Raw genomic sequence first — 25,746 nt, 5'->3', positions numbered from 1 at the left:
AGCGTTCTAAGGGCGTCGAAGCTGGACCGTGAGGACTGGTGGAGCGCTTAGAAGTGAGAATGCCGGTATGAGTAGCGAAAGACGGGTGAGAATCCCGTCCACCGAATGACTAAGGTTTCCTGGGGAAGGCTCGTCCTCCCAGGGTTAGTCGGGACCTAAGTCGAGGCCGATAGGCGTAGACGATGGACAACAGGTTGAGATTCCTGTACCAGTTCGTTTTGTTTGAACGATGGAGGGACACAGTAGGCTAAGGAATACGTGCTGTTGGATATGCACGTCCAAGCAATAAGTCTGGGAATGAGTCAAATGCTTATTCCCTTAAGGACAAGTTGTGATGGGGAGGGAAATCAAGTACCGAAGTTCCTGATGTCACACTGTCAAGAAAAGCTTCTAGTGAGAAACGATCTGCCCGTACCGCAAACCGACACAGGTAGTCGAGGAGAGAATCCTAAGGTGTGCGAGAGAACTCTCGTTAAGGAACTCGGCAAAATGACCCCGTAACTTCGGGAGAAGGGGTGCTGACCATTTGGTCAGCCGCAGTGAATAGGCCCAAGCAACTGTTTATCAAAAACACAGGTCTCTGCTAAATCGAAAGATGACGTATAGGGGCTGACGCCTGCCCGGTGCTGGAAGGTTAAGAGGATGGGTTAGCCGTAAGGCGAAGCTCAGAATTGAAGCCCCAGTAAACGGCGGCCGTAACTATAACGGTCCTAAGGTAGCGAAATTCCTTGTCGGGTAAGTTCCGACCCGCACGAAAGGCGTAATGATTTGGGCACTGTCTCAACGAGAGACTCGGTGAAATTATAGTACCTGTGAAGATGCAGGTTACCCGCGACAGGACGGAAAGACCCCATGGAGCTTTACTGCAGTTTGATATTGAGTGTTTGTACAGCTTGTACAGGATAGGTAGGAGCCAATGAAGCCAGGACGCTAGTCTTGGTGGAGGCAATGGTGGGATACTACCCTTGCTGTATGACCACTCTAACCCTCAGCCATGATCTGGCTGGGAGACAGTGTCTGACGGGCAGTTTGACTGGGGCGGTCGCCTCCTAAAGTGTAACGGAGGCGCCCAAAGGTTCCCTCAGAATGGTTGGAAATCATTCGTAGAGTGTAAAGGCAGAAGGGAGCTTGACTGCGAGACCTACAAGTCGAGCAGGGACGAAAGTCGGGCTTAGTGATCCGGTGGTTCCGCATGGAAGGGCCATCGCTCAACGGATAAAAGCTACCCTGGGGATAACAGGCTTATCTCCCCCAAGAGTCCACATCGACGGGGAGGTTTGGCACCTCGATGTCGGCTCATCGCATCCTGGGGCTGTAGTCGGTCCCAAGGGTTGGGCTGTTCGCCCATTAAAGCGGTACGCGAGCTGGGTTCAGAACGTCGTGAGACAGTTCGGTCCCTATCCGTCGCGGGCGCAGGAAATTTGAGAGGAGCTGTCCTTAGTACGAGAGGACCGGGATGGACACACCGCTGGTGTACCAGTTGTTCTGCCAAGGGCATTGCTGGGTAGCTATGTGTGGACGGGATAAACGCTGAAAGCATCTAAGCGTGAAGCCCCCCTCAAGATGAGATTTCCCATCACGTAAGTGAGTAAGACCCCTGAGAGATGATCAGGTAGATAGGTTGGAAGTGGAAGTACAGCGATGTATGGAGCGGACCAATACTAATCGGTCGAGGACTTAACCAATTTTTTAAACGGTGAACGAACGGTTTTAAACCAACTTTACAGTAAACAATACCCAGTTTTGAGAGAACAACGTTCTCTTATATGCAAGATGTGCGGTGGCAATGGCAAGAAGGTCACACCTGTTCCCATGCCGAACACAGCAGTTAAGCTTCTTAGCGCCGATGGTAGTGAAGGGTTTCCCTTTGTGAGAGTAGGACGCTGCCGCGCAAATCAAAAAAGGTATCATCTGCGGATGGTATCTTTTTTTGTCGTTCAAAAAGTTATTTTGTTGCTTAGCTTGATTTAAAAAATGATAATGAAATTATCATGGAGTGCATCACTGTCTCAATTGTTTTGCCTACCTTAAGTACTAAAAAAAAGAGTTTTAAGTCACGTAAACATTTTTTGTGTGACTTAAGTGATAGAACTTTCTATACTTAGGGTAAGCAAACTAATATTTAGAGAGAATTTCTTCATGAAGAGGATCAAGTACAAATGACGAAGTAGTTAAACTGCGAAAATAACGATAAAAGGAGGGATAGTTTGGGCTATTATCATCTAGTTACAAGAAAACCAATATATAAAGGGCAAAAAATAAATTTTGGAAGTCATCACAAAAATCGATTATATTATTTCTTTTTAGAGAATGGGTTTAGTGACCTCAAAGAAAGAACTCTTGATCAAGCAATTAGTGAGCTGGATTCTAAGCTAGAAGAAAATGAAATAGAATTTTTGAAAAATGCTTTTGATCATTCTTCTAAAGCTGTTAGAGAAGTGATTACTGAAATGGTTCGACTGGAACATTTTCCAGAACTGCCATCAAGATTTGAATGTTTATACGGAACGGAAGATTTGAATAGTTTAGCTCAATGGCAAAAGATATTTAGCTCTTATAATAGAGAAGTCGTACAAATCGTTAACCTTGAAACAAACGGGAAAATTTTTAAAGGCAATGCTGCTTTATTGCCTTCAATAGAAAATAAATCGTTTCTTGAAAAAATTGAACAAGCAAAAATATATTGGTCTTCACCCTCAGAAAATATCTTATCAGAAGTGTTGATCGGCGGAGAAATAACGGTAACAGAAATCATTGAAGACTATCAATAAGGGGCCTTTGCACTCCAAGTATCTGTAAATCCAATTGTTGGAATAAGGCATAAAAAATTTTTGCTAAGTTCTGATTATGTTAAACAGTAGGTTAGATAACAATTCAATTTTTCAGCTGCAGTGCTTTTTTTACGAATTTAAGCTGTTCAGCTAAAGGTAAAGTCCCGTCAATAATCAAATCGGCATCTTCACTAACAAAATATTCATGATCTATAAAAATTTGTCGAGCAGAATCTAAATATATTTTTGCCCAATTTGTGATTTCTTCAGTGGATTTATTGTAATAGTCTCTAACTATCTGTCTCGCGAAAATTATATCTAAGGAAGTTTTTTACATATACGGTTTTAGTAATGTAGGGTTCTAACATCGTATGCTTATATCCAAAAGGAAAATCTATAAAAATAAATGAAAACGTGTCTTTAGCTGACAAAAAATCTTTCATTAAAGGACTGAGATCATATTGATTTACAGCTTCTTGGACGGGTGTTTCGATTGGCGGAGCTGAAGGAAATGCATCAATACTATAATTATCAAAAGAAATGACTTTGCTGTCTATAAATTCTTTGTGCAACTCGTTGATTAAAGTCGTTTTTCCTCCTGCAGTAACCCCGCTAATCACGATTACAATGCTTTTTGTCAATTTTATTCCCCCAATCTTTATTTGCGCTATACTAGCCATACTAATAGATCATCTAAGTTTTTTAGACAGATAGATGCATAAGTCATCGTTGTTCATACAAACTTCTCCATTATCTATATTTTTGTTTTCAAACCAAACTCCCGATCCATCAGGTAGATACCCTCGCTTTGCATAAATAGGCTGTGCTGCACCATATCCAGAATGTAAGCCAACTCCTAAAGTAACAATAGTCGAAAATTGCACGGCTTTGTTTTCTGCCACATCTAGTAAAGAGTTTCCAATTCCTTTTTCTCGATACTGTTCAAAAACATTAAAATCAGTAATTTCAGGTAGTTCACTTTCTTGGAAAGGTCCATGCTTTACTTTTTTTGCTACTGTTACGTACCCAGCAATATCCTCGTCTAACTCAGCTACAAAAACATATCTGATTTTGTTTTGTTGATCTAACCAATATCTTTCTAATACTTCATGCCTGCCATCCCAACCTTGTTTCAGAAAAGCGTTAGCAATTTTGGAAATATCTTCCTTTTTCATTAACCTAGTTTTCATCCTTTCAACTTTCCCTTAAATAATGACTCCTAATAAACTACATAATAGTTTTCGTTAAAATGATTTCATACGCTTCTTTAGGAGGGAAAAAGCCTCCAACAGTTTTAAATCCAAGTTTATGGTATACATGTTGAGCATATTCTTCGCTAGCGGTAGAAGTCATCAGCTCACTAAATCTATGTAATTTCATGTTTTCTTCAAAAAAATCTATTAAAGCCGTTCCATATTTTTTATTTCTAAATGGTTCCAAGATATACAGCATATCAATAAAAGGAATGGACTCCCAGAAGTAACTGAATCTTAACCAGCCAATGCATTCGTCTTCTTCAATGATCAGCACTCTTTCTTCTTTAATAGCAGAGTCTAATCTATGAGGATCTATGTGTTTGTCTTTGCTCAATAAACAATAATAATCATTGGAATCAGCAAAACGGATCTTTGTATTTCTTTTTCTTAATGATTTCAAATACTTAATCTTTTCAAAGTCTTTGTTATTGTTTTTATCATTCCGATAACTGTCTTTAGAAGACGCTGTATAGATTTTTAAGAATTGCTCAGCTGTTGGAACATAAAATACTGCTTTCTCTATTATTTCACTCCTCAACTCTTTAATCTCAGTACTTGCATACTCCGGTAAAGTATCCATAACACCATATTGAATCGTAAACCTTCCATCGCTAAATTCATGTTCGTGTAAATCGATCAGTTGATATCCGAGTTGAGTCATAATTTTTATAATAGCAGCCCAATTAAATATCCTATCTTCATCTGCTGCTTCCCATCCCCTAGTGTCACCCGGAATATGGATATCGATATCTTGAGCATCCCAGTTTTTTCTAGTGACAAACTCTAAACCTAAAGATCCCATTAATAAGGGAGTGATCCCATAGTTGTTTAGTGCTCTTGAGATTTTTAAAAACTCCGAAAACTTATTTTGATTCATTAGAGTTGCTCCTAATCAGCGTTATTTTATATCGTGCTTGGTATAAACAGTTTACACTATCGGGAGATAGAATGAACAGAGAGACTTAGCGCTATATCTTTATATAGTACATTTTGTTTTAGAGGATAAGTATTTTTGAAATTCAGCTCGTTTCTTCTGATAAACCTAATTAAAAGGATAGGAAAGGCAAAATAGTTAATGAAGAAGTAAAAACTATTTAATTTAATTACATGATAGACAAAATAGTAACAAACAATCAAAAAGCATCATCTTATTGGTCAATCATTTAAAAGAAGGGAAAGACATCTGCACAGATAATAGTCCGATTCTTGTATAAAAGCATTTTTTTATTTGGCGAATAATTATAAGGTGAGTTAGTAAAATTGAAGAAAACGCAATCATATGGTAGTATATAAGTTAGTTATTTAGAGAAAATTTATTATGTTTATACAAAAAAACAGCATAAATATGTAGTGGTTCAAAGATGAAGTTAGGAAAAAGAACGAATATTTTCAGAAGAAACGCTTCAAAAAAATACAAATATAGTAAAAAAACGGAAATTCAGATGAACTTTTATCTAATAGTTCATCTTTAAGTAAAAAATAATATTAGATTGAAAAAGGTGTTGACGAAAACTCGAGAAGCTGTTATATTAGTAGATGTCGCAGCGATACATCGCAGCAACGAAAAATAAAAGTTTCAAAAAAGTTGTTGACAAGCAGTACAGCTTCTGGTAATATTTAGAAGTTGTCAAAACGACAATACAAACACATTAGACCTTTGAAAACTGAACAAAGCAAAAACGAAATAACTGTGTAAGGTGGTTTAACAACGGTTAAACCAAAAGTAACAAAGTGAATAATTATTCGCTAGCAAGTCAAAAGAGCTTCAAACAGCATAATCGGTTGGAACCTTTCGAGGCAACAACTACTTTTATGAGAGTTTGATCCTGGCTCAGGACGAACGCTGGCGGCATGCCTAATACATGCAAGTCGAACGCTTTGATTCTACCGGGTGCTTGCACCCACCAGAATCAAAGAGTGGCGGACGGGTGAGTAACACGTGGGTAACCTGCCCATAAGTGGGGGATAACATTCGGAAACGGATGCTAATACCGCATAACTCCAACCACCTCCTGGTGGATGGATAAAAGACGGTTTCGGCTGTCGCTTATGGATGGACCCGCGGCGTATTAGCTAGTTGGTGAGGTAATGGCTCACCAAGGCAATGATACGTAGCCGACCTGAGAGGGTGATCGGCCACACTGGGACTGAGACACGGCCCAGACTCCTACGGGAGGCAGCAGTAGGGAATCTTCCGCAATGGACGAAAGTCTGACGGAGCAATGCCGCGTGAGTGAAGAAGGTTTTCGGATCGTAAAACTCTGTTGTTAGAGAAGAACAAGGATGAGCGTAACTACTCATCCCCTGACGGTATCTAACCAGAAAGCCATGGCTAACTACGTGCCAGCAGCCGCGGTAATACGTAGATGGCAAGCGTTGTCCGGATTTATTGGGCGTAAAGCGAGCGCAGGCGGTTCTTTAAGTCTGATGTGAAAGCCCCCAGCTCAACTGGGGAAGGTCATTGGAAACTGGGGAACTTGAGTGCAGAAGAGGAGAGTGGAATTCCACGTGTAGCGGTGAAATGCGTAGATATGTGGAGGAACACCAGTGGCGAAGGCGACTCTCTGGTCTGTAACTGACGCTGAGGCTCGAAAGCGTGGGGAGCAAACAGGATTAGATACCCTGGTAGTCCACGCCGTAAACGATGAGTGCTAAGTGTTGGAGGGTTTCCGCCCTTCAGTGCTGCAGTTAACGCATTAAGCACTCCGCCTGGGGAGTACGGCCGCAAGGCTGAAACTCAAAGGAATTGACGGGGACCCGCACAAGCGGTGGAGCATGTGGTTTAATTCGAAGCAACGCGAAGAACCTTACCAGGTCTTGACATCCTTTGACCACTCTAGAGATAGAGCTTTCCCTTCGGGGACAAAGTGACAGGTGGTGCATGGTTGTCGTCAGCTCGTGTCGTGAGATGTTGGGTTAAGTCCCGCAACGAGCGCAACCCTTATTACTAGTTGCCAGCATTCAGTTGGGCACTCTAGTGAGACTGCCGGTGATAAACCGGAGGAAGGTGGGGATGACGTCAAATCATCATGCCCCTTATGACCTGGGCTACACACGTGCTACAATGGATGGTACAACGAGTCGCAAGACCGCGAGGTCAAGCTAATCTCTTAAAGCCATTCTCAGTTCGGATTGCAGGCTGCAACTCGCCTGCATGAAGCCGGAATCGCTAGTAATCGCGGATCAGAACGCCGCGGTGAATACGTTCCCGGGTCTTGTACACACCGCCCGTCACACCACGAGAGTTTGTAACACCCGAAGTCGGTGAGGTAACCCTTTTGGGAGCCAGCCGCCTAAGGTGGGATAGATAATTGGGGTGAAGTCGTAACAAGGTAGCCGTATCGGAAGGTGCGGCTGGATCACCTCCTTTCTAAGGATTTTAACGGAACCTACACAGTCGTTCTTTCTTTGTTCAGTTTTGAGAGGTCTAATCTTCTCAAATCAATAAATACCTTTGAAGTGCCTAATATGTTGGGCCTATAGCTCAGCTGGTTAGAGCGCACGCCTGATAAGCGTGAGGTCGATGGTTCGAGTCCATTTAGGCCCACTCATTTAATTGCACAAAAAAGGAAATTATTTTATTGGGGCCTTAGCTCAGCTGGGAGAGCGCCTGCCTTGCACGCAGGAGGTCAGCGGTTCGATCCCGCTAGGCTCCATTGCGAAGTTATTCGCAATTTTTTGTTCTTTGAAAACTGGATATTGTTTAATTGTAAAAATTGTAAGAAACCGAGAAACACACCGCGTTTGTAAGAGTTTGAAACGAATCCTTATCTTTTATAAGATGAGAAGATTCCTATTAACAACAACCATAGGTTAAGTTAATAAGGGCGCACGGTGGATGCCTTGGCACTAGGAGCCGAAGAAGGACGGGACTAACGCCGATATGCTTTGGGGAGCTGTAAGTAAGCTGTGATCCAGAGATTTCCGAATGGGGAAACCCAACACCCTTTATCGGGTGTTACTGTTGACTGAATACATAGGTCAACAGAGGTAGACGCAGAGAACTGAAACATCTAAGTACCTGCAGGAAGAGAAAGAAAATTCGATTCCCTGAGTAGCGGCGAGCGAAACGGGAAAAGCCCAAACCAGAAAGCTTGCTTTCTGGGGTTGTAGGACTGAACACATAGAGTCATAAATGAATGAAGTAAGAGAAGCGACCTGGAAAGGTCTGCCAAAGAGGGTAAAAGCCCCGTATCTGAAACTTCGTTCACTCTGATCAGTATCCTGAGTACGGCGGAACACGAGAAATTCCGTCGGAATCCGGGAGGACCATCTCCCAAGGCTAAATACTCCCTAGTGACCGATAGTGAACCAGTACCGTGAGGGAAAGGTGAAAAGAACCCCGGAAGGGGAGTGAAACAGCACCTGAAACCGTGTGCTTACAAGTAGTTAGAGCCCGTTAATGGGTGATAGCGTGCCTTTTGTAGAATGAACCGGCGAGTTACGATCCCATGCGAGGTTAAGTTGATGAGACGGAGCCGCAGCGAAAGCGAGTCTGAATAGGGCGAATGAGTATGTGGTCGTAGACCCGAAACCAAGTGATCTACCCATGTCCAGGTTGAAGGTGCGGTAATACGCACTGGAGGACCGAACCCACGTATGTTGAAAAATGCGGGGATGAGGTGTGGGTAGCGGAGAAATTCCAATCGAACTTGGAGATAGCTGGTTCTCTCCGAAATAGCTTTAGGGCTAGCCTCGGAATTAGAATCATGGAGGTAGAGCAACTGTTTGGACTAGGGGCCCTTCTCGGGTTACCGAATTCAGATAAACTCCGAATGCCATTGATTTATATCCGGGAGTCAGACTACGAGTGATAAGATCCGTAGTCGAGAGGGAAACAGCCCAGACCACCAGCTAAGGTCCCAAAGTTTCTGTTAAGTGGAAAAGGATGTGGGGTTGCTTAGACAACTAGGATGTTGGCTCAGAAGCAGCCATCATTTAAAGAGTGCGTAATAGCTCACTAGTCGAGTGACCCTGCGCCGAAAATTTACCGGGGCTAAACAGAACACCGAAGCTGTGGATAGAACCTTTTGGTTCTATGGTAGGAGAGCGTTCTAAGGGCGTCGAAGCTGGACCGTGAGGACTGGTGGAGCGCTTAGAAGTGAGAATGCCGGTATGAGTAGCGAAAGACGGGTGAGAATCCCGTCCACCGAATGACTAAGGTTTCCTGGGGAAGGCTCGTCCTCCCAGGGTTAGTCGGGACCTAAGTCGAGGCCGATAGGCGTAGACGATGGACAACAGGTTGAGATTCCTGTACCAGTTCGTTTTGTTTGAACGATGGAGGGACACAGTAGGCTAAGGAATACGTGCTGTTGGATATGCACGTCCAAGCAATAAGTCTGGGAATGAGTCAAATGCTTATTCCCTTAAGGACAAGTTGTGATGGGGAGGGAAATCAAGTACCGAAGTTCCTGATGTCACACTGTCAAGAAAAGCTTCTAGTGAGAAACGATCTGCCCGTACCGCAAACCGACACAGGTAGTCGAGGAGAGAATCCTAAGGTGTGCGAGAGAACTCTCGTTAAGGAACTCGGCAAAATGACCCCGTAACTTCGGGAGAAGGGGTGCTGACCATTTGGTCAGCCGCAGTGAATAGGCCCAAGCAACTGTTTATCAAAAACACAGGTCTCTGCTAAATCGAAAGATGACGTATAGGGGCTGACGCCTGCCCGGTGCTGGAAGGTTAAGAGGATGGGTTAGCCGTAAGGCGAAGCTCAGAATTGAAGCCCCAGTAAACGGCGGCCGTAACTATAACGGTCCTAAGGTAGCGAAATTCCTTGTCGGGTAAGTTCCGACCCGCACGAAAGGCGTAATGATTTGGGCACTGTCTCAACGAGAGACTCGGTGAAATTATAGTACCTGTGAAGATGCAGGTTACCCGCGACAGGACGGAAAGACCCCATGGAGCTTTACTGCAGTTTGATATTGAGTGTTTGTACAGCTTGTACAGGATAGGTAGGAGCCAATGAAGCCAGGACGCTAGTCTTGGTGGAGGCAATGGTGGGATACTACCCTTGCTGTATGACCACTCTAACCCTCAGCCATGATCTGGCTGGGAGACAGTGTCTGACGGGCAGTTTGACTGGGGCGGTCGCCTCCTAAAGTGTAACGGAGGCGCCCAAAGGTTCCCTCAGAATGGTTGGAAATCATTCGTAGAGTGTAAAGGCAGAAGGGAGCTTGACTGCGAGACCTACAAGTCGAGCAGGGACGAAAGTCGGGCTTAGTGATCCGGTGGTTCCGCATGGAAGGGCCATCGCTCAACGGATAAAAGCTACCCTGGGGATAACAGGCTTATCTCCCCCAAGAGTCCACATCGACGGGGAGGTTTGGCACCTCGATGTCGGCTCATCGCATCCTGGGGCTGTAGTCGGTCCCAAGGGTTGGGCTGTTCGCCCATTAAAGCGGTACGCGAGCTGGGTTCAGAACGTCGTGAGACAGTTCGGTCCCTATCCGTCGCGGGCGCAGGAAATTTGAGAGGAGCTGTCCTTAGTACGAGAGGACCGGGATGGACACACCGCTGGTGTACCAGTTGTTCTGCCAAGGGCATTGCTGGGTAGCTATGTGTGGACGGGATAAACGCTGAAAGCATCTAAGCGTGAAGCCCCCCTCAAGATGAGATTTCCCATCACGTAAGTGAGTAAGACCCCTGAGAGATGATCAGGTAGATAGGTTGGAAGTGGAAGTACAGCGATGTATGGAGCGGACCAATACTAATCGGTCGAGGACTTAACCAATTTTTAAAACGGTGAACGAACGGTTTGCGTCAACTTTACACTAAACAATACCCAGTTTTGAGAGAACAACGTTCTCTTATATGCAAGATGTGCGGTGGCAACGGCAAGAAGGTCACACCTGTTCCCATGCCGAACACAGCAGTTAAGCTTCTTAGCGCCGATGGTAGTGAAGGGTTTCCCTTTGTGAGAGTAGGACGCTGCCGCGCATCGAACATTTTAATTTTTCTCATATGGAGGTTTAGCTCAGCTGGGAGAGCATCTGCCTTACAAGCAGAGGGTCAGCGGTTCGATCCCGTTAACCTCCACCATGAGTCATTAGCTCAGTTGGTAGAGCATCTGACTTTTAATCAGAGGGTCGCAGGTTCGAATCCTGCATGACTCATAACTATTCATTTCCGATGACTAGTTATGCCATATTTTAGCGGGTGTGGCGGAATTGGCAGACGCACTAGATTTAGGATCTAGCGTCGAGAGACGTGGGGGTTCAAGTCCCTTCACCCGCACCATTTAGATTTTAATTTGATTAGCCGGCTTAGCTCAGTTGGTAGAGCATCTGATTTGTAATCAGAGGGTCGAGGGTTCAACTCCTTTAGCCGGCACCATTTTGCGGAAGTAGTTCAGTGGTAGAACGCCACCTTGCCAAGGTGGAGGTCGCGGGTTCGAACCCCGTCTTCCGCTTACTAGGACGACTAGTAAGCAGGTTTGAAAAAATCAGCTCTTGTTCTATATGCCGGGGTGGCGGAACAGGTAGACGCACAGGACTTAAAATCCTGCGGTGAGTGATCACCGTGCCGGTTCGATTCCGGCCCTCGGCACCATATATATAGCACCCATAGCTCAATTGGATAGAGTACCTGACTACGAATCAGGCGGTTAGAGGTTCGACTCCTCTTGGGTGCATTTTTCATCTGATACATAAACCGGGAAGTAGCTCAGCTTGGTAGAGCACTTGGTTTGGGACCAAGGGGTCGCAGGTTCGAATCCTGTCTTCCCGATAAAATAAAGAAATAATGGCTCTTTGACAAGTAGTGTTGGTGGGCCAAATAAGTCAGAGCGACTACGTCGCTTTGGCTTTTTATTTTATACGGCTTTTTCATCTTCAAAATACAAAGCTCTAGGTTGATAATTAGAAGTGGTCAATCGATAAGAAATCAACAGTCGAGCTCGCAGGTTATAGAAATTCCGGTAGCCATATCCTGATCGCTTGATGTTTTTGATTTTATTATTCATTCCTTCAATAGGGCCATTGGAAAGAGTATACACAAATGCATTTTTAATGGCTTCCAGATGTTTTTCAAACGTTTGAAGAACAGTTCTTGCTTTTCTTGGTAAAGTACATTTTTTCGATTCTTCTAAATAACTTTTGAATCGCTTGAAATTACGGTGTTCCAGTGCCCATTTCAATTGATTGAAAAGTGCATAAACGCATTCAAGTTTGGGATCAAGCTGCACAAGGTAATCCGCCATCATTTTTTCAGTAACAGCCCCTTCATATAACCGGTGAGTAAAATAACAGGAAAAATCTAAATCGTCTTCATTTTTAAGAACTAACTTCCATTGTTTTTTTAATTTTCGATAATCCCTCGGTCTCGTGTAACGCAGTTCATTCATGACCTTGATTCGTTCGCTGTTCAAAGCCCGATTCATGTGTTGGACGATGTGAAATCGGTCAATGATAATTTTAGCGTAGGGGAAACAATCTATCACAAGCTGTGTATAGGGTGAGTACATATCCATCGTGACCGTTTTGACTTTGTTTCTTGCTTCTACTGGATACCGCATAAAATAATCCAACAGGTAAGGCAATTGCCTATTCTCGACAACATCCGTCAACCGGTGGGTTGACGCATTAATAAACAGAAAGCTCATCGCTCCGGATACATCCTTAACCGACTTGAATTCATCGATGGAAAGATGTTGCGGCAGTTCCTGATTGTTTGGTTCAAGCGTCTCCCCAACTTGGCGCATTACCCGAATCACAGTAGGAGGAGAAACTGACAGGTGCTGGGCGATAAGTGTCATGGATTGTGTCTCTTTCAATTCCATGGCAATGGTTGTCTTGATCAAATTAGATATGAAGCAGTGGCGATCGACTAGGGAGGTTTCCGCTATGAAAGTCGAATTACAGTGCTTACAAAGAAACCGCTGCTTTTTCAATCGGAGCAGTACAGGCTGGAAATTGACATGAGTCAGTGTGAGTGTAGAACATTTTGTGCCGTGTTTGATAAGATCCTGAGAAGAGGTGTTTTTTACACCGCACACTTTACAGCAGGAAGGCCGATAGGTCAATTTCCCATGCACTACCAGATATTCTTGATCTTTTTTCTTTTCCCTCGTAACAGGGACTTCAGATAAATAAATGTTCGGGTCTTTAATATGGAGCAGTTTTTTTATATAATGAGTGTGGGCCATGTGAATTCTCCTATTCTTTTGTGTGGTAACTTAATTATAGGAGTTCACTGGTCTTTTTTCATTTAAAAACGAAAATAGTGCCAGTGAACCGATTGGTTCACCAACACTAAATATTATAGAGCCGAAATAATCACTTATTATTAGTGGTTATTTCTTTTTTATTTTATCGTTTTAGTAATAAGGAAGAGGTTGCTAATCTTTCTTTGAGTGAGCTATGCAGTTCAAGTTTCCAGCCAAATGGTATACAACTCTTTTTTAATACGATAGGAACGAATAATTTTTAAAGTAAATAAGCGGAGTTGCTTTTCAAATGAATTATTTTCTCGTATAATTAAAGTCAGGATTAGTCAAGGAATCAGCTAGTCAGTTTAACGTTTTCTTGACCTGAAATAATAAAGTATTAAGTCTGGTGTTGAGACAAAAAGAAAAGGAGTGTTACTGAGAGAACACCGTTGCATTGTGTGGTAAAAATAGGTAATATACATACCATACATCTTCATTGTTTCAGTAACAATTAGCACATGAACAATCAAAATATGTCGGATATCATTGAAGCTTATTTGAAAAAAGTACTTGGAACGGATGAGCAAGTCGAAATTAGACGTAGTGAAATGGCAGAACGATTTAATTGTGTTCCTTCTCAAATTAACTATGTTATCAATACACGGTTTACTGTTCAGCAAGGTTATCTAGTTGAAAGTAAACGCGGTGGCGGCGGATATATCCGGATAATTAAAGTAAAATTATTGGATGAAGTAGAAATGCTGAATATGATGATCGATGTAATTGGAGACGAAATTTCACAACGAGATGCTTTTTCAATTATTGAAACATTATATGAAGACAATATGATTGCTAAACGCGAAGCGAATTCAATGTTGGCGGTCATGGAAAAGTCAGTTTTATCACTGGATCCAAAGAAGGAACATGCACTAAGAGCACGGATATTAACTGCTTTTTTAAATAACTTAAAATACGAACAGTCATAGGAGATGGAGGCAATAATATGAATGAATTATTTTCAGAAAAAGCAAAAGACGTTTTAATTTTAGCTCAAGAAGAAGCTAAAAGATTTCGCCAAAATTCTATAGGGACTGAACATATTTTATTAGGACTTATGGTGGAACAAGAAGGAATTGCTGGAAAAACACTACGCCAATTTTCTGTAACTGAAAATGATGTACGGGAAGAGATCGAACATTTCACAGGTTATGGCACCATGAAATACAGCTCAAAAGATATAGTCTTGCCGTACTCGCCAAGAGCTAAACAAGCTATTACATTGGCTACTGATGAAGCAAGACGAATGGGAGCACCTTTAGTAGGAACAGAACATCTTTTACTTGGTTTACTGCGAGAAGAAGATATTTTATCCTCTAAAATTTTAACTAATTTGGATATCAGTTTGAACAAAACTCGTCAAGTTTTATTGAAAAAAATGGGAGTCACAGAGGGAACCAATGGAAAAGGGAGACGACCAAAAGCTGCTGCTAAGCCGGTGGTTGGTACGCCTACACTGGATTCTTTAGCACGAGACCTAACAGCTAATGCCCGAGCCGGAAAGATGGATCCAATTATAGGAAGAAAAACAGAAATTCAACGAATTGTCCAAATATTGAGCCGTCGGACTAAAAACAACCCTGTTTTGATTGGCGAACCTGGAGTCGGCAAAACAGCTATCGCAGAAGGGCTGGCCCAAAAAATTGCTTTGGGAGAGGTTCCATCAACACTAGCCAACAAACGTTTAATGATGCTTGATATGGGTTCGTTGGTCGCCGGTACAAAATACCGTGGCGAGTTTGAGGAACGGATGAAGAAAATAATCGATGAAATTTATCAAGACGGAGAAGTGATTCTATTTATTGATGAATTGCATACATTGATTGGAGCAGGAGGCGCTGAAGGAGCAATTGATGCTTCAAATATCATAAAACCTGCTTTAGCTCGTGGAGAATTGCAAACAATTGGAGCAACCACTTTAGATGAGTATCAAAAGTATATTGAAAAAGACGCAGCATTAGAAAGACGTTTTTCTCCTATACGTGTAGATCAGCCAACTCCAGAAGAAACGGAAGAAGTTTTGCTGGGTTTACGTTCCCGCTATGAAGAACATCATGGAGTTGAAATCACAGAAGAAGCAATCCGTGCAGCCGTTCAATTGTCTTCTCGTTACATCACTTCTCGACAATTGCCGGACAAAGCCATTGATTTGATCGATGAATCAGCTTCTAAAGTTCGTTTGGATAGTTCTTCTAAACCAACACCAGTGGCAGCAGCATTAGCTGATTTAGACGCCATGGTTCAAGAAAAAGAAGAAGCGATCCAATTGCAAGATTTTGAAAGAGCAGCTAAAGTACGTACAAAAGAAATGCGGCAACGGAAAAAAATCGAAAGTATATTGTTGAAACAAGAAAAACAAGCTTCCTCTGATTCGCAATTACAAGTTACGGAATTGGATATTGCAGAAGTAGTCTCTTTATGGACAGGGATTCCAGTACAGCAAATGGAACAAAAAGAATCTGATCGCTTATTGAAACTGGAAAAAGTATTGCACAATCGTGTTATCGGTCAAGAAGAAGCAGTCAGCGCAGTTGCCAGAGCTATTAGACGTGCCCGAAGTGGTTTGAAAGATCCTAACCGTCCGATTGGTTCATTTATGTTTTTAGGTCCTACAGGTGTTGGTAAAACAGAATTGGCAAAAACGTTGGCAGAAGCTATGTTTGGCAGTGAAGATGCTTTAATACGGGTTGATATGTCAGAGTTTATGGAAAAATACAGCACGAGCCGTTTGATCGGTTCTCCTCCAGGGTATGTAGGTTACGATGAAGGCGGACAATTGACTGAAAAAATTCGGCAAAAACCTTATTCTGTCATTTTATTCGATGAAGTTGAAAAGGCACATCCTGATGTCTTTAATATTCTGCTACAAGTACTGGATGATGGACATTTAACGGATTCTAAAGGCCGTAAAGTTGATTTCAAGAATACGGTTATGATTATGACGTCCAACCTTGGAGCGACAGCTTTACGAGATGAGAAATCAGTTGGGTTTAGTGCCGTTGATGCTAGAAAAGACCATAAAACAATGGAAAAACGGATTAAAGAAGAGTTGAAAAATACATTCAAACCGGAGTTTATCAACCGTTTGGATGAAATTATCGTCTTCCACTCTCTTGAAAAACCTGAACTGAACAAAATTGTTAAGTTAATGGGACAAGTGATTGTTAAACGTTTAGAAGAAATGGATATCCATGTTAAGATTACACAAGCTGCAATTGATGTCATTGCAAAAGCCGGCTTTGATCCTGAGTATGGGGCACGTCCTTTACGCCGTGCTATTCAAAAAGAGATCGAAGACCGTTTAAGCGAAGAATTATTGAATAAGACTGTTAAAATTGGAGATCATGTGACGATCGGAGCAACAAAAGGTAAAATCCGTATTGCAGTAAAAGAGCCTACCGAAAAGCAAGGGAAAATTAGCGCACCGGAAGATACGGTCAAAGCTTAACCTCTGCTGGTTAAATGAAGTATTTAGCAGAAACGCCTAACACAGTAATAGTATGTTAGGCGTTTTTGTTCGTATTATTTTTATGTTTCTGCTATGATTATTGTGTAGATAGATTGAATAGAAGGGGATGTAAAGAATATGAAAAAAAGTACACGTAACTTACTTATCGGTTTAGGAGCAACAATGGCTGTTGGAGCGATTATTCTATCGGCATCTAATAATTCGATGGCCAAAGTAGAAGCTTATATGAACCGCCAAAGAGCAAAAAACTTTGTAAAAGATAAATTAAAAGGGAATGAAAAAGCTTTAGACGTCGTTGAAAAACTATCAGACGATGAAGTGATAAACTTATTGAAAGTGGTGGATAAAGTTACCGACTTGAAAGGACAAGTTGGAACGTATAGTGACCACTTAAAAGAGGCAACGAATGAGTTTAAAGAAATGTTAATGGACAAAAAAGACAAAGTGATGGATAAAGGCGAAGACATTGCGGATGAACTTAAAGATAAAATGTCTCATTAACAAAACTAGTTGTTAAAAAAAGGCACTCTAGAAATTAGATTTTAATCTAATTTTTAGAGTGCTTTTCTTACTGAATAGGATTCTATAATTTTTTTCTGCCTTCACTGTCTAGCGGACTTATCCCACTTTTCTTAAAAAACAAGTAAATAACAAAGCAATAGATCATTCATATTTCGTAAGGATAAGCCGCTCACTTCATAAAATCGATCGATTCGATACTGCAAAGTATTTCGATGGACGTACAATGATTTTGCAGCCAAACTAATATTGCCTTGGCTATGCCATAACGCTAAAATTAATTCTTTTGTTTCTGTTTGACTGGTATATTTTTGTTTTAAATTTTGCATTAAGGGGCTTTTTTCTAGAGCATCAGAGATATAATAGTGCAAAGCTACACTTGGTAGAGAAAGTAGGGAAAGTCCTTTATTTTTTTGCCGATTAAAAATAAGCTGTTCTTCTTTAAAGATGGCTTTAAATTCTGGATCAAGAGGCCAGAATTGACCAATATAACAAAATGTTTTGATTGAAAAATCATCATCGAGTGTCTGGATGATACCAGAAAGCTCATCTGTGGTCAGCTGCTCAACTGTACTATTTTGAATCAGCAAGCCAGTTGTTTCATCAATAAAAAAAGCTTCTTCGCAATTCTCGAACATACTTTTGAAAGCTTTAAGCCAGGTTTTTTGTTCGAAATGCTGGTCTTTTTTTAAAATAGCAAATTGAATGATCCGATAGTCGCCCTGTTTTTCTGATGAAGGAAGTTCACCTTCTTCTAATAAAAAAGCCTGCCATTCAGAATGTGTTGTATTTGTATGGGGCTTGTTTTTTTGAGCAGAGAATAATAAGCGCAGCAAATCAAGCTCAGCAGGAGTTTTAGTTATTTTTTCTACTTGTACCCATTTATTTTTGAATGGAAAAGAAATGATGTCAGCTGTATCTTTAGGTTTATCTATTAATTGTGCATCAGGATAAATTGCTTTGATTTCATTGAAATTCAAAAAAACACCTCTTTTAGTTAGCGCGATATTGATAACCGCTCGTCTCTTTTATTCTAACATTATTTTGCAGATTTGTAGATGAATTATGATATGATAAGCATAAGAAACTAACGAAGGACTGGATATATGCTGACATTAGAAGAAAAGGAATACTTTATGCATGAAGCGATTAAGGAAGCTAAAAAAGCTGAAGCCAAAATGGAAGTACCCATTGGCGCTGTAATTGTTTTACACGGAAAAATTATCGGACGAGGATACAACCAGCGAGAAGAAAGCCATGATGCAACCACACACGCTGAAATGCTGGCTATTCAAGAAGCTAACCGTACCCTTAAAAATTGGCGGTTAGAAGACGCTCAATTGTTCGTTACATTAGAGCCCTGCCCAATGTGCAGCGGAGCTATGATTTTATCACGCGTAAAAGAATTATATTATGGAGCCCCTGACCCTAAAGGAGGTACAGCTGGAACCTTAATGAACTTGTTAACAGATAGCCGGTTCAACCATCAAGTTGAAATTGAACAAGGTATCTTAGCAGCAGAATGCGGAGCGTTATTAACTGATTTTTTCAAAGAATTACGTAAACGTAAAAAGACCGAAAAAGCGGCACGAAAGTCAACAATGGAAAAAAATAAAGAAGGATAGGTGAACCTAACGGGCACATATCCTTCTTCTATTTTAATCATTCATTAGTTCTTGGTCTTTTAAGATAGTGGCATCAACGCCTTTGATAACAGTTGAAATGAATTTTTCGTCTTCTAAGGCCACAATTCCGGCAACAGTCGTACCGCCTGGAGAAGAAACTTGGTCAATCAAATTCCAAGGAGAATGTCCGCTTTCCAATACCATTTTTGCACTGCCTAAAACAGCTTGTGCAGCAATTTTAGTGGCTAATTCTTTTGGCATCCCGTTCTTAACAGCTCCACGTGCTAAAGAATCAATAAAGAGAAAAGCATAAGCAGGCGAGCTGCCGGCAATGGCAGTAAAGGGACTAAAATCTTTTTCTTCTAATTCTACTACTTCGCCAATGGATTGAAACATGCCAAGTACGAATTGAATCTGAGAACCAGTGGTAAATGAGTTGCCGCAAATAGCTGTCATTCCTTCGCCAATCATAGAATTTAAGTTAGGCATGACGCGGATTATCGAACTATTCGTCTTCTCTCCCATTAAATCAGCTAACTTTTGAAGTGTGGTGCCAGCAGCAATGGAAACAAGCAAAGACTGTTTTTGCTGGATCGCTGTACTTAAACTGGGAAGGAGTTGCGTGATGACGTTCGGCTTGACAGCTAGGACGACAACATCTACAGCAGCAATCAATTCCTCATTTGAATGGCAGGCAGTTGTCTTTGTTTCAGCGGCAAAAGCTGTTAATTTTTCTTTTGTTCTGCTGAAAACATAAATGTCTTCGCTTTTAATGTAGTTCTGTTTGATCATTCCTTTGATAATGGCGCTTGCCATATTTCCTGTTCCAATAAATCCTACTTTCATATAAGACACTCCATTCTTTGATCAAGTGATAGGTTCATTTTATTTTACCATAAATTGAAAAACGAATAGCTGATCAAAAGGCTTTTTTAGAGTGAAACACCACTCTTTTCTTTGGTTCAAATGGTATCTTGTAACCACTGATACAAGATGTTAGAATGTAACTCACGCTATAAAAACTGAAAATAGCGGGTGCAGAAAAAGGAATAAAGAACGTTAAAAGTAACTAACCTGCCTAAATCAGCCGCAAGGAAACCAGTCAGAGAATGAACGAAAAGCAAAAGGAGCTAATGAAGATGCAAGATCGTTATGAAGAATTGAAGAGAGCAGAAAAGGGGGCACTCGTTAGTATTGTTGCCTATATTATTTTATCCTTAACTAAAATATTTGTTGGTGTCAGTTACCATTCTGCCGCGTTAAGGGCAGATGGGTTAAACAATATGACAGATGTCTTTTCTTCTATAGCCGTCTTAGTAGGATTGAAATTAGCGAGAAGGCCGCCTGATGATAATCATCCTTATGGGCATTGGAAAGCAGAGACGATTGCCAGTCTGGTCACTTCCTTTGTTATGCTGCTCGTAGGGATTCAAGTCTTTTATTCCAGCCTCAGCCGAATCATCGAAGGAAAAATTGTAGCGCCGGATAAACTTGCAGGAATCACGGGATTGTTAGGTGCTGTCATCATGTTAGGCGTTTATCTTTACAATTCTAAATTAGCCAACCGTATCAATAGCGATGGTTTAAAAGCTGTAGCTAAAGACAATCTCAGCGATGCATTGACAAGTTTGGGTACAACAGTGGCTATTTTTGGGTCTATGTTTGGCTTGGTGTGGCTGGATGGTATCATGGCGATCATTGTATCCATTATTATTATCAAAACTGGAGTAGAAATTTTTAGGGATAGTGCTTTTTCTCTTTCAGATGGTTTTGATACAGGAAAATTAGAAGATTATAAAACGAGTATTTTAGATTTGCCTCATGTTCTTTCAGTCGATTCTATTAAAGCCAGAAAATATGGAGCCAATATTTACGTAGACGTAACGATTTTGGTTAAAGCCACATTGACAGTTCGGCAAGGTCACCAAATTACTGAAAATGTAGAGCGGCTTTTAAAAGACACCTATGGAGTAAGTGACATTGATGTCCATGTAGAACCGGCACAGACAAATCAAGAACCTAAATAGTTTTTTTAAAATTTTTAATCCAATTTCATTGTTAACTAAAAGAGAACAAAGTAAGAGATCCTCGCTGTAAATTAGCTTATAGTGAGGATTTTTCTGTAGGCACAGATACATATTGCTGCAGAAATAACTCATTTAAGCTAGCAGAAAAAATAGTTTTTAAAATTTCTTAGTTGAGTAAATGCAAATGAACAGGTATAATAGTTCAATATGAAAGCGATACACTTTTTTTATCATTTAAACGTTCAAAAGGAGGTTCTAAATGAAACCAAAAAATAGACCCGTTTTAATGGCAGTAGGCCTAGTTTTATTGTTTTTATCTTTTCTAGCTTTCCAAAAAAATGCGGATAGATTAGTAAGGCAACTATCTGAATTAAATTATTTAAACTTCTCTTTTCTTCAATCAGAAACTACGAAAACCCTCTTCGTTAAGCTATCTCCTACAGAAATTGATCAAACAGCTGTCCAATCTGCTACAGGATTAATCACTCTTTTTACAGCAGGGATGACTAAAATCTTCAACCCAAATCGAAAGCGTCTACTATCCACTCCGATCCGCCTCACAGATAACGAACCTCAGCCGAATTCAAAGACTTTTTTACCGATTCCAACTCCTTATGATGATCGTACGAATTGGCCTGGAAAAACACATCAAGCAACACACCCGTCAGTTATTCAATTTGATCACGAATGGAACGGCTATAAATACTGGATGGCTTTTACTCCCTATCCTTATGGAAACGATAAAAAAGAAAACCCAAGTCTAGTAGCAAGTCAGGATGGGATCCATTGGGTCGTGCCTGCAAACATTTCAAATCCTATTGTTTCCGCTGCACTTATTTCTAGTTATGTCTTTGATAATTATCTATCCGACTGTCATTTGTTATACAACGACCATACAAAAGAAATGGAGTTGTGGTATCGCTATGTTAGCAACAGAAAAAACGATGAAATAATATGCCGGGTCAAAACAAAAGATGCGGCTCGATGGTCAGCACCAGAAAAAATGTTATCTGACGCAGGGAATTTACTCCAATATGTTTCTCCTTCTGTCTTATACGATGAAAACAAATACAAAATGTGGATTATGCGTGATTGGTCCATTTATTATTTGGAAAGTCTGGACGGTAAAATATGGAGTGAGGCAAGTTCAATATATGCTGCGGGCAAACCCATTCATTCTTGGCACCCGCATATCAGTAAAATTGGAGGTATTTATTACTTATTAAATAACGATAATGATACGAATACAGGAGCAGGTGGTAACATTTATTACAGTACCTCTACTGACGGAATCAACTTTTCACCAGAAAAATTAATTTTGGGATATACCGGAAATGGCATCAGTTATGACTCAACGGGTGTTTACCGAGCAAGTATGATCAGCGGAGAAAAAGGATTCTATTTATATTATGGGCAAGTGTCTAGCTCTTATCAATGGACGATTGGCCTTGCTACAGGACCAACTCTAGATACTTTAAACGGAATTACAGAAGCTGAGCTTAAAAAAAGTAAGGGATAGATTATAATATGAATAATAGAAACACAGATTCATAAACTGAAGGAGGGAGAGGTTGGTCGAATAGGCAAATAAAAAAAGGTGTTTTAGATTTGACTATAAGAAAGAAGGCGATAGTATGTACAAACGCATCCTTTGGCTGTTTCCGCTGATAGGATTCATGTTAATGAACACAGAAGTTCTAAGTGCTGATGCCAGTGAAGGACAAGAAACAATCGAAAGCACAACAGCAACCGAAGCATTCGTTTCCGAGGTAACTGCTGCAGAACTACTTATAGAAGAGCCCACTCAAGAAAAAATAGTACCTGTACATGAAAAAACTCTTCCCGAAAAATCCACAGAAACAATTTCATCAAATGAAACACCTCCAACAGAAATTACAACAGAAGACCTCACGGCAACACAACCAATAGAAAATCAAGGCCCTGATGAGGAGGAGGATCTCCTTTCTAAAGAGAAAGATTCGGTTGAAATTTCCATAACAGAACCTGAAGAAAAAGGTGAAGAAGATTTAAACTCACCAAATGAAGAATCTCAACTAGAAAAACCTCAACCAGAAAAAACCGAACCAGAAGAATCCGCAGAATTGAACGACCCCGAAGTTACACCAGAAACCTCAAAACCAGAAACTCCAGAACTAGAAACTCCAGAACCAGAAACCTCTGAAAAACCAGTTTTACCCTCCGCTCCAACAGAAGAACCTACTCCAGATGCAGAATTACCGCTAGAATCAATCACTGTGACACCGCCTAAAAAAGAAGTGATAGTTGGTGAAACATTAGACCGCTTAACAGTTGAATACCATCCCGGAAATGCCGTAAAACCTAAATGGGAATACTGGTGGTCTTTAAACCCGGAAATCGCTACCGTTGATGCAGGCACAGGAATCATCACAGCGATTAGAGCCGGTACAGCGATGATTATGGTAGAAGTGGATACCGGACAAGAGACTGGAACTCTGGTAACTGTAGTGGATCCAGCTGCTACTCCGGAACCGCCATTAGAATCAATCACTGTGACACCACCTAAAAAAGAATTAACAGTTGGAGAAACACAGGATCGCTTGACTGTTGTCTATAATCCTGGAAATGCCGTAAAACCTAAATGGGAATACTGGTGGTCTTTAAACCCAGATATTGCTACCGTTGATGCAGCCACCGGAATCATTACAGCGATTAGGGCTGGTACAGCGATGATTATGGTAGAAGTGGATACTGGACAAGAGACGGGAACTCTGGTAACTGTAGTGGATCCAACTACTGCTCCGGAACCACCATTAGAATCGATCAGCATTGTTCCGCCCACCACTAATATCGCTGTAGGAGAAACAGTGGATCGTTTGAATGTGGTCTATCAACCTGGTAATGCCGTAAAAACCAAGTGGGAATATTGGTGGTCTTTAAACCCAGATATTGCTACTGTTGATGCAGCAACGGGTATTATCACCACTTGGAAAAATGGAAAAGCCACGATTATGGTAGAAGTGGATACCGGACAAGAAGCAGCAACGGTTATTACTGTCGGCACAATTGCTACCGGCGGACCTAATTCACAAATTTATTTGCCTATTCCAACGCCTTATGATGATGGAGTAGATTGGCCCGGACGTACGAACCAAGCCACTCATCCTTCTGTTATCCAATTTGAGGAAGCATGGAACGGGTACAAATATTGGATGGGATTTACACCTTATCCTTATGGCGATGATCAAAAAGAAAATCCAAGTATAGTGGCTAGCCATGATGGCATTAATTGGGTCGTGCCTGACTTTGTTTTAAATCCATTAGCTCCGATTGAGCTTGAAAATGGTTATAATTCAGATACGCACTTAGTTTATAACGATGTGACAAAAGAATTGGAACTTTGGTATCGCCAAGTTAACAACTTAAATTATGAAGAAACCTTACTTCGTGTTAAAACAAGCGATGGAATCAACTGGTCAGCACCAGAAGCTATGACTTCTGCAGCTAATAACTTTTTACAGTACATTGCTCCTTCCGTTATTTATGAAAACAATCTCTATAAAATGTGGTTTATGCGGGATTGGGAAGTTCATTACGCAGAAAGCATTGATGGGAAAGACTGGAGTGAGGCGATTACAATCAATACTGTAGGAAATACGGTTCATACTTGGCATCCGAGCGTCGTTAAATTTGAAGACACGTATTATCTTTTGAATAATGATAATGATACAAATGAAGGGATACGCGGTGTGATAAAATACAGTACGTCGACTGATGGAATCAACTTTACAGAAGAAAAATTGATTCTGGCCTACACCGATAATGGTTATAGCTATGATTCTGCGGGTGTTTACCGAGCAAGCATGGCTATGGGAGAACATGGCGTTTACCTCTACTATGGACAAATATCAGAGTCTCACCAATGGACCATTGGAATGTCGATTGGAACAGATCTGGATCATTTAGTAGGATTAGATGAAGAAACATTAGCAGGTTATTTAACAGCTTAAAATAAATGCAGAGTATAGATTACCTGCTTAGTGATTCATAAGCTTTTCGTTGTTCAGTTGATTTTGTACTGAATAGCGAAAGGCTTTTTGGCTTGTTGTGTTAAATGTTTTATTGAGAAAAAGAGAAACCATTGAGTTATTGAGAGAAGTTGTTTATTATTCTTATTAAGCAAGATAAAAATAGTTAGAGAAACGAGGAATAAGATGGAGAATATCACGTATTTAATGGTAAAACACCAACAACTAATGGGACAGCGTATTTTATTGCGCCCGGTTTCGCTACAAGACGCAAATGATATGTTTGAGTATGCTGCTGATAAAGAAACCACACGATTTTTATTCGAATCACACAAAAACCTAGAAGCAACAAAGAAAACTATTGCAGAATTCTTTGTCAAAGACCCAATGGGTAAGTACGCAATTGTTTTAAAAGAAAACAATAAGATGATTGGAACAATTGATTTGCGCGTAGACGCCAATCATAAAAAAGCCGAGCTGGGCTACATTTTAAACAAACAATTTTGGGGCAATGGCTATGTCACAGAAGCTGCTAGCTTGTTGATCGAACTAGGCTTTCAAACGCTTGGATTGGAACGTATCTATGCTATGTACGATATTAAAAATAGAGCTTCTGGTCGAGTGATGGAACGTTTAGGGATGACTTCGGAAGGAATTCTACGCAAAAACCGTCTGGTAAAAGGACAATTTTCCGATGATGAATGCTATGCTATCTTGCGAGAAGAATATGCTGATTTAAACAATAAAGCATAAAAACAATCAACTGTAGGCTAGATTCTATATATTAAACTCTTCCCTAAGCCTTTTGCTTTTATCGTCATTGCCTGTCCCTTATACTAAAGGTAGGAATGGTAAAAAGTATTCAGT

General features: G+C 41.0%; 15 protein-coding genes, 10 tRNA genes, 5 rRNA genes and 1 pseudogene (1 of these 31 running past the window's edge). 24 read left to right on the top strand and 7 right to left on the bottom strand.

The features are described from left to right. The 3 genes from BR87_RS07600 to BR87_RS07590 form a co-directional block, all read left to right on the top strand. Nucleotides 1-1,685: ribosomal RNA gene (locus BR87_RS07600) — 23S ribosomal RNA — on the top strand (it extends 1,237 nt beyond the left edge of the window). A 91-nt stretch (nt 1,686-1,776) separates the two neighbouring features. Continuing rightward, nucleotides 1,777-1,892: ribosomal RNA gene (gene rrf, locus BR87_RS07595) — 5S ribosomal RNA — on the top strand. Nucleotides 1,893-2,207: 315 nt separating this feature from the next. Then, nucleotides 2,208-2,771, top strand: a complete 564-nt coding sequence (locus BR87_RS07590) for a DUF2441 domain-containing protein (RefSeq protein WP_035030564.1) — start codon at nt 2,208-2,210, stop codon at nt 2,769-2,771. Between the two features lie 290 nt (nt 2,772-3,061). On the opposite strand, the gene BR87_RS13605 is transcribed toward BR87_RS07590, so the two are convergent. From BR87_RS13605 to BR87_RS13370, 4 genes and pseudogenes are all read right to left on the bottom strand, one after another. Next, on the bottom strand, nt 3,062-3,412 hold the full coding sequence (locus tag BR87_RS13605) for a nucleoside/nucleotide kinase family protein (RefSeq protein WP_342341577.1): 351 nt from the start codon (nt 3,410-3,412) through the stop codon (nt 3,062-3,064). A gap of 48 nt (nt 3,413-3,460) precedes the next feature. Next, nucleotides 3,461-3,946, bottom strand: coding sequence for a GNAT family N-acetyltransferase (locus BR87_RS07580; RefSeq protein ID WP_244877044.1), 486 nt, complete (start codon nt 3,944-3,946; stop codon nt 3,461-3,463). A 52-nt stretch (nt 3,947-3,998) separates the two neighbouring features. Further along, a complete protein-coding gene (locus tag BR87_RS13375) occupies nt 3,999-4,361 on the bottom strand; it encodes a GNAT family N-acetyltransferase (RefSeq protein WP_280512205.1) in 363 nt (120 codons plus the stop codon). A 48-nt stretch (nt 4,362-4,409) separates the two neighbouring features. Continuing rightward, nucleotides 4,410-4,904 (bottom strand): annotated as a pseudogene (locus BR87_RS13370) (phosphoribosylanthranilate isomerase); the annotation flags it as partial. 931 nt (nt 4,905-5,835) lie between these two features. On the opposite strand from BR87_RS13370, the gene BR87_RS07570 reads away from it, so the two are divergent. From BR87_RS07570 to BR87_RS07510, 13 genes are all read left to right on the top strand, one after another. Then, nucleotides 5,836-7,397, top strand: a 16S ribosomal RNA gene (locus tag BR87_RS07570). 103 nt (nt 7,398-7,500) lie between these two features. Further along, nucleotides 7,501-7,574: transfer RNA gene (locus BR87_RS07565), tRNA-Ile, on the top strand. 36 nt (nt 7,575-7,610) lie between these two features. Next, nucleotides 7,611-7,683: transfer RNA gene (locus tag BR87_RS07560), tRNA-Ala, on the top strand. 155 nt (nt 7,684-7,838) lie between these two features. Continuing rightward, nucleotides 7,839-10,760 (top strand): 23S ribosomal RNA (locus BR87_RS07555). Between the two features lie 90 nt (nt 10,761-10,850). Then, nucleotides 10,851-10,966 (top strand): 5S ribosomal RNA (gene rrf, locus BR87_RS07550). The 16S, 23S and 5S rRNA genes sit together here with 10 tRNA genes alongside, the layout of an rRNA operon. Nucleotides 10,967-10,992: 26 nt before the next feature. Further along, a tRNA-Val gene (locus BR87_RS07545) sits at nt 10,993-11,068 on the top strand. A 1-nt stretch (nt 11,069) separates the two neighbouring features. Further along, nucleotides 11,070-11,142, top strand: a tRNA-Lys gene (locus tag BR87_RS07540). A gap of 39 nt (nt 11,143-11,181) precedes the next feature. Continuing rightward, nucleotides 11,182-11,266 (top strand) — tRNA-Leu (locus BR87_RS07535). A 20-nt stretch (nt 11,267-11,286) separates the two neighbouring features. Beyond that, nucleotides 11,287-11,362, top strand: a tRNA-Thr gene (locus tag BR87_RS07530). Nucleotides 11,363-11,366: 4 nt separating this feature from the next. Then, nucleotides 11,367-11,438, top strand: a tRNA-Gly gene (locus BR87_RS07525). Nucleotides 11,439-11,489: 51 nt separating this feature from the next. Further along, nucleotides 11,490-11,578 (top strand) — tRNA-Leu (locus BR87_RS07520). An 8-nt stretch (nt 11,579-11,586) separates the two neighbouring features. Further along, nucleotides 11,587-11,660, top strand: a tRNA-Arg gene (locus BR87_RS07515). A gap of 21 nt (nt 11,661-11,681) precedes the next feature. Continuing rightward, a tRNA-Pro gene (locus BR87_RS07510) sits at nt 11,682-11,755 on the top strand. 85 nt (nt 11,756-11,840) lie between these two features. Here BR87_RS07510 and BR87_RS07505 read toward each other — a convergent pair. Then, nucleotides 11,841-13,172, bottom strand: coding sequence for an ISL3 family transposase (locus tag BR87_RS07505; RefSeq protein ID WP_035030558.1), 1,332 nt, complete (start codon nt 13,170-13,172; stop codon nt 11,841-11,843). A gap of 521 nt (nt 13,173-13,693) precedes the next feature. Between BR87_RS07505 and BR87_RS07500 the strand changes: the two genes are divergently transcribed. The 3 genes from BR87_RS07500 (at nt 13,694) to BR87_RS07490 (ending at nt 17,202) form a co-directional block, all read left to right on the top strand. Further along, nucleotides 13,694-14,161, top strand: coding sequence for a CtsR family transcriptional regulator (locus tag BR87_RS07500; protein ID WP_035030555.1), 468 nt, complete (start codon nt 13,694-13,696; stop codon nt 14,159-14,161). 17 nt (nt 14,162-14,178) lie between these two features. Further along, nucleotides 14,179-16,680: an ATP-dependent Clp protease ATP-binding subunit gene (locus tag BR87_RS07495; RefSeq protein ID WP_035030552.1), complete on the top strand. Its 2,502-nt coding sequence runs from the start codon at nt 14,179-14,181 to the stop codon at nt 16,678-16,680. A gap of 138 nt (nt 16,681-16,818) precedes the next feature. After that, nucleotides 16,819-17,202, top strand: coding sequence for a hypothetical protein (locus BR87_RS07490; RefSeq protein ID WP_035030548.1), 384 nt, complete (start codon nt 16,819-16,821; stop codon nt 17,200-17,202). Nucleotides 17,203-17,333: 131 nt separating this feature from the next. On the opposite strand, the gene BR87_RS07485 is transcribed toward BR87_RS07490, so the two are convergent. Next, nucleotides 17,334-18,200, bottom strand: coding sequence for a helix-turn-helix domain-containing protein (locus BR87_RS07485; protein WP_035030545.1), 867 nt, complete (start codon nt 18,198-18,200; stop codon nt 17,334-17,336). 126 nt (nt 18,201-18,326) lie between these two features. On the opposite strand from BR87_RS07485, the gene tadA reads away from it, so the two are divergent. Further along, nucleotides 18,327-18,845, top strand: coding sequence for a tRNA adenosine(34) deaminase TadA (gene tadA, locus BR87_RS07480; protein ID WP_035030542.1), 519 nt, complete (start codon nt 18,327-18,329; stop codon nt 18,843-18,845). Between the two features lie 33 nt (nt 18,846-18,878). Here tadA and proC read toward each other — a convergent pair whose 3' ends face one another. Further along, on the bottom strand, nt 18,879-19,691 hold the full coding sequence (proC, locus tag BR87_RS07475) for a pyrroline-5-carboxylate reductase (RefSeq protein ID WP_035030539.1): 813 nt from the start codon (nt 19,689-19,691) through the stop codon (nt 18,879-18,881). Nucleotides 19,692-19,978: 287 nt separating this feature from the next. On the opposite strand from proC, the gene BR87_RS07470 reads away from it, so the two are divergent. From BR87_RS07470 to BR87_RS07455, 4 genes are all read left to right on the top strand, one after another. Next, nucleotides 19,979-20,872, top strand: a complete 894-nt coding sequence (locus BR87_RS07470) for a cation diffusion facilitator family transporter (RefSeq protein ID WP_035032972.1) — start codon at nt 19,979-19,981, stop codon at nt 20,870-20,872. 259 nt (nt 20,873-21,131) lie between these two features. Beyond that, nucleotides 21,132-22,391: a glycoside hydrolase family protein gene (locus tag BR87_RS07465; RefSeq protein WP_035030536.1), complete on the top strand. Its 1,260-nt coding sequence runs from the start codon at nt 21,132-21,134 to the stop codon at nt 22,389-22,391. Nucleotides 22,392-22,506: 115 nt separating this feature from the next. Then, entirely contained in the window at nt 22,507-24,861 is a 2,355-nt protein-coding gene (locus BR87_RS12645; protein ID WP_051929734.1) for an Ig-like domain-containing protein, read from the top strand. Between the two features lie 204 nt (nt 24,862-25,065). Beyond that, complete coding sequence (locus BR87_RS07455; RefSeq protein ID WP_035030531.1) at nt 25,066-25,632, top strand: GNAT family N-acetyltransferase; 567 nt, start codon at nt 25,066-25,068, stop codon at nt 25,630-25,632. Nucleotides 25,633-25,746: the final 114 nt, after the last annotated feature.

Origin of the sequence: Carnobacterium mobile DSM 4848 (assembly GCF_000744825.1) — a bacterium.
Classification (GTDB): Bacteria; Bacillota; Bacilli; order Lactobacillales; family Carnobacteriaceae; genus Carnobacterium_A; species Carnobacterium_A mobile.
The sequence above is the reverse complement of the archived record's forward strand: the minus strand, read 5'-3'. Positions and strand labels throughout refer to the sequence as shown.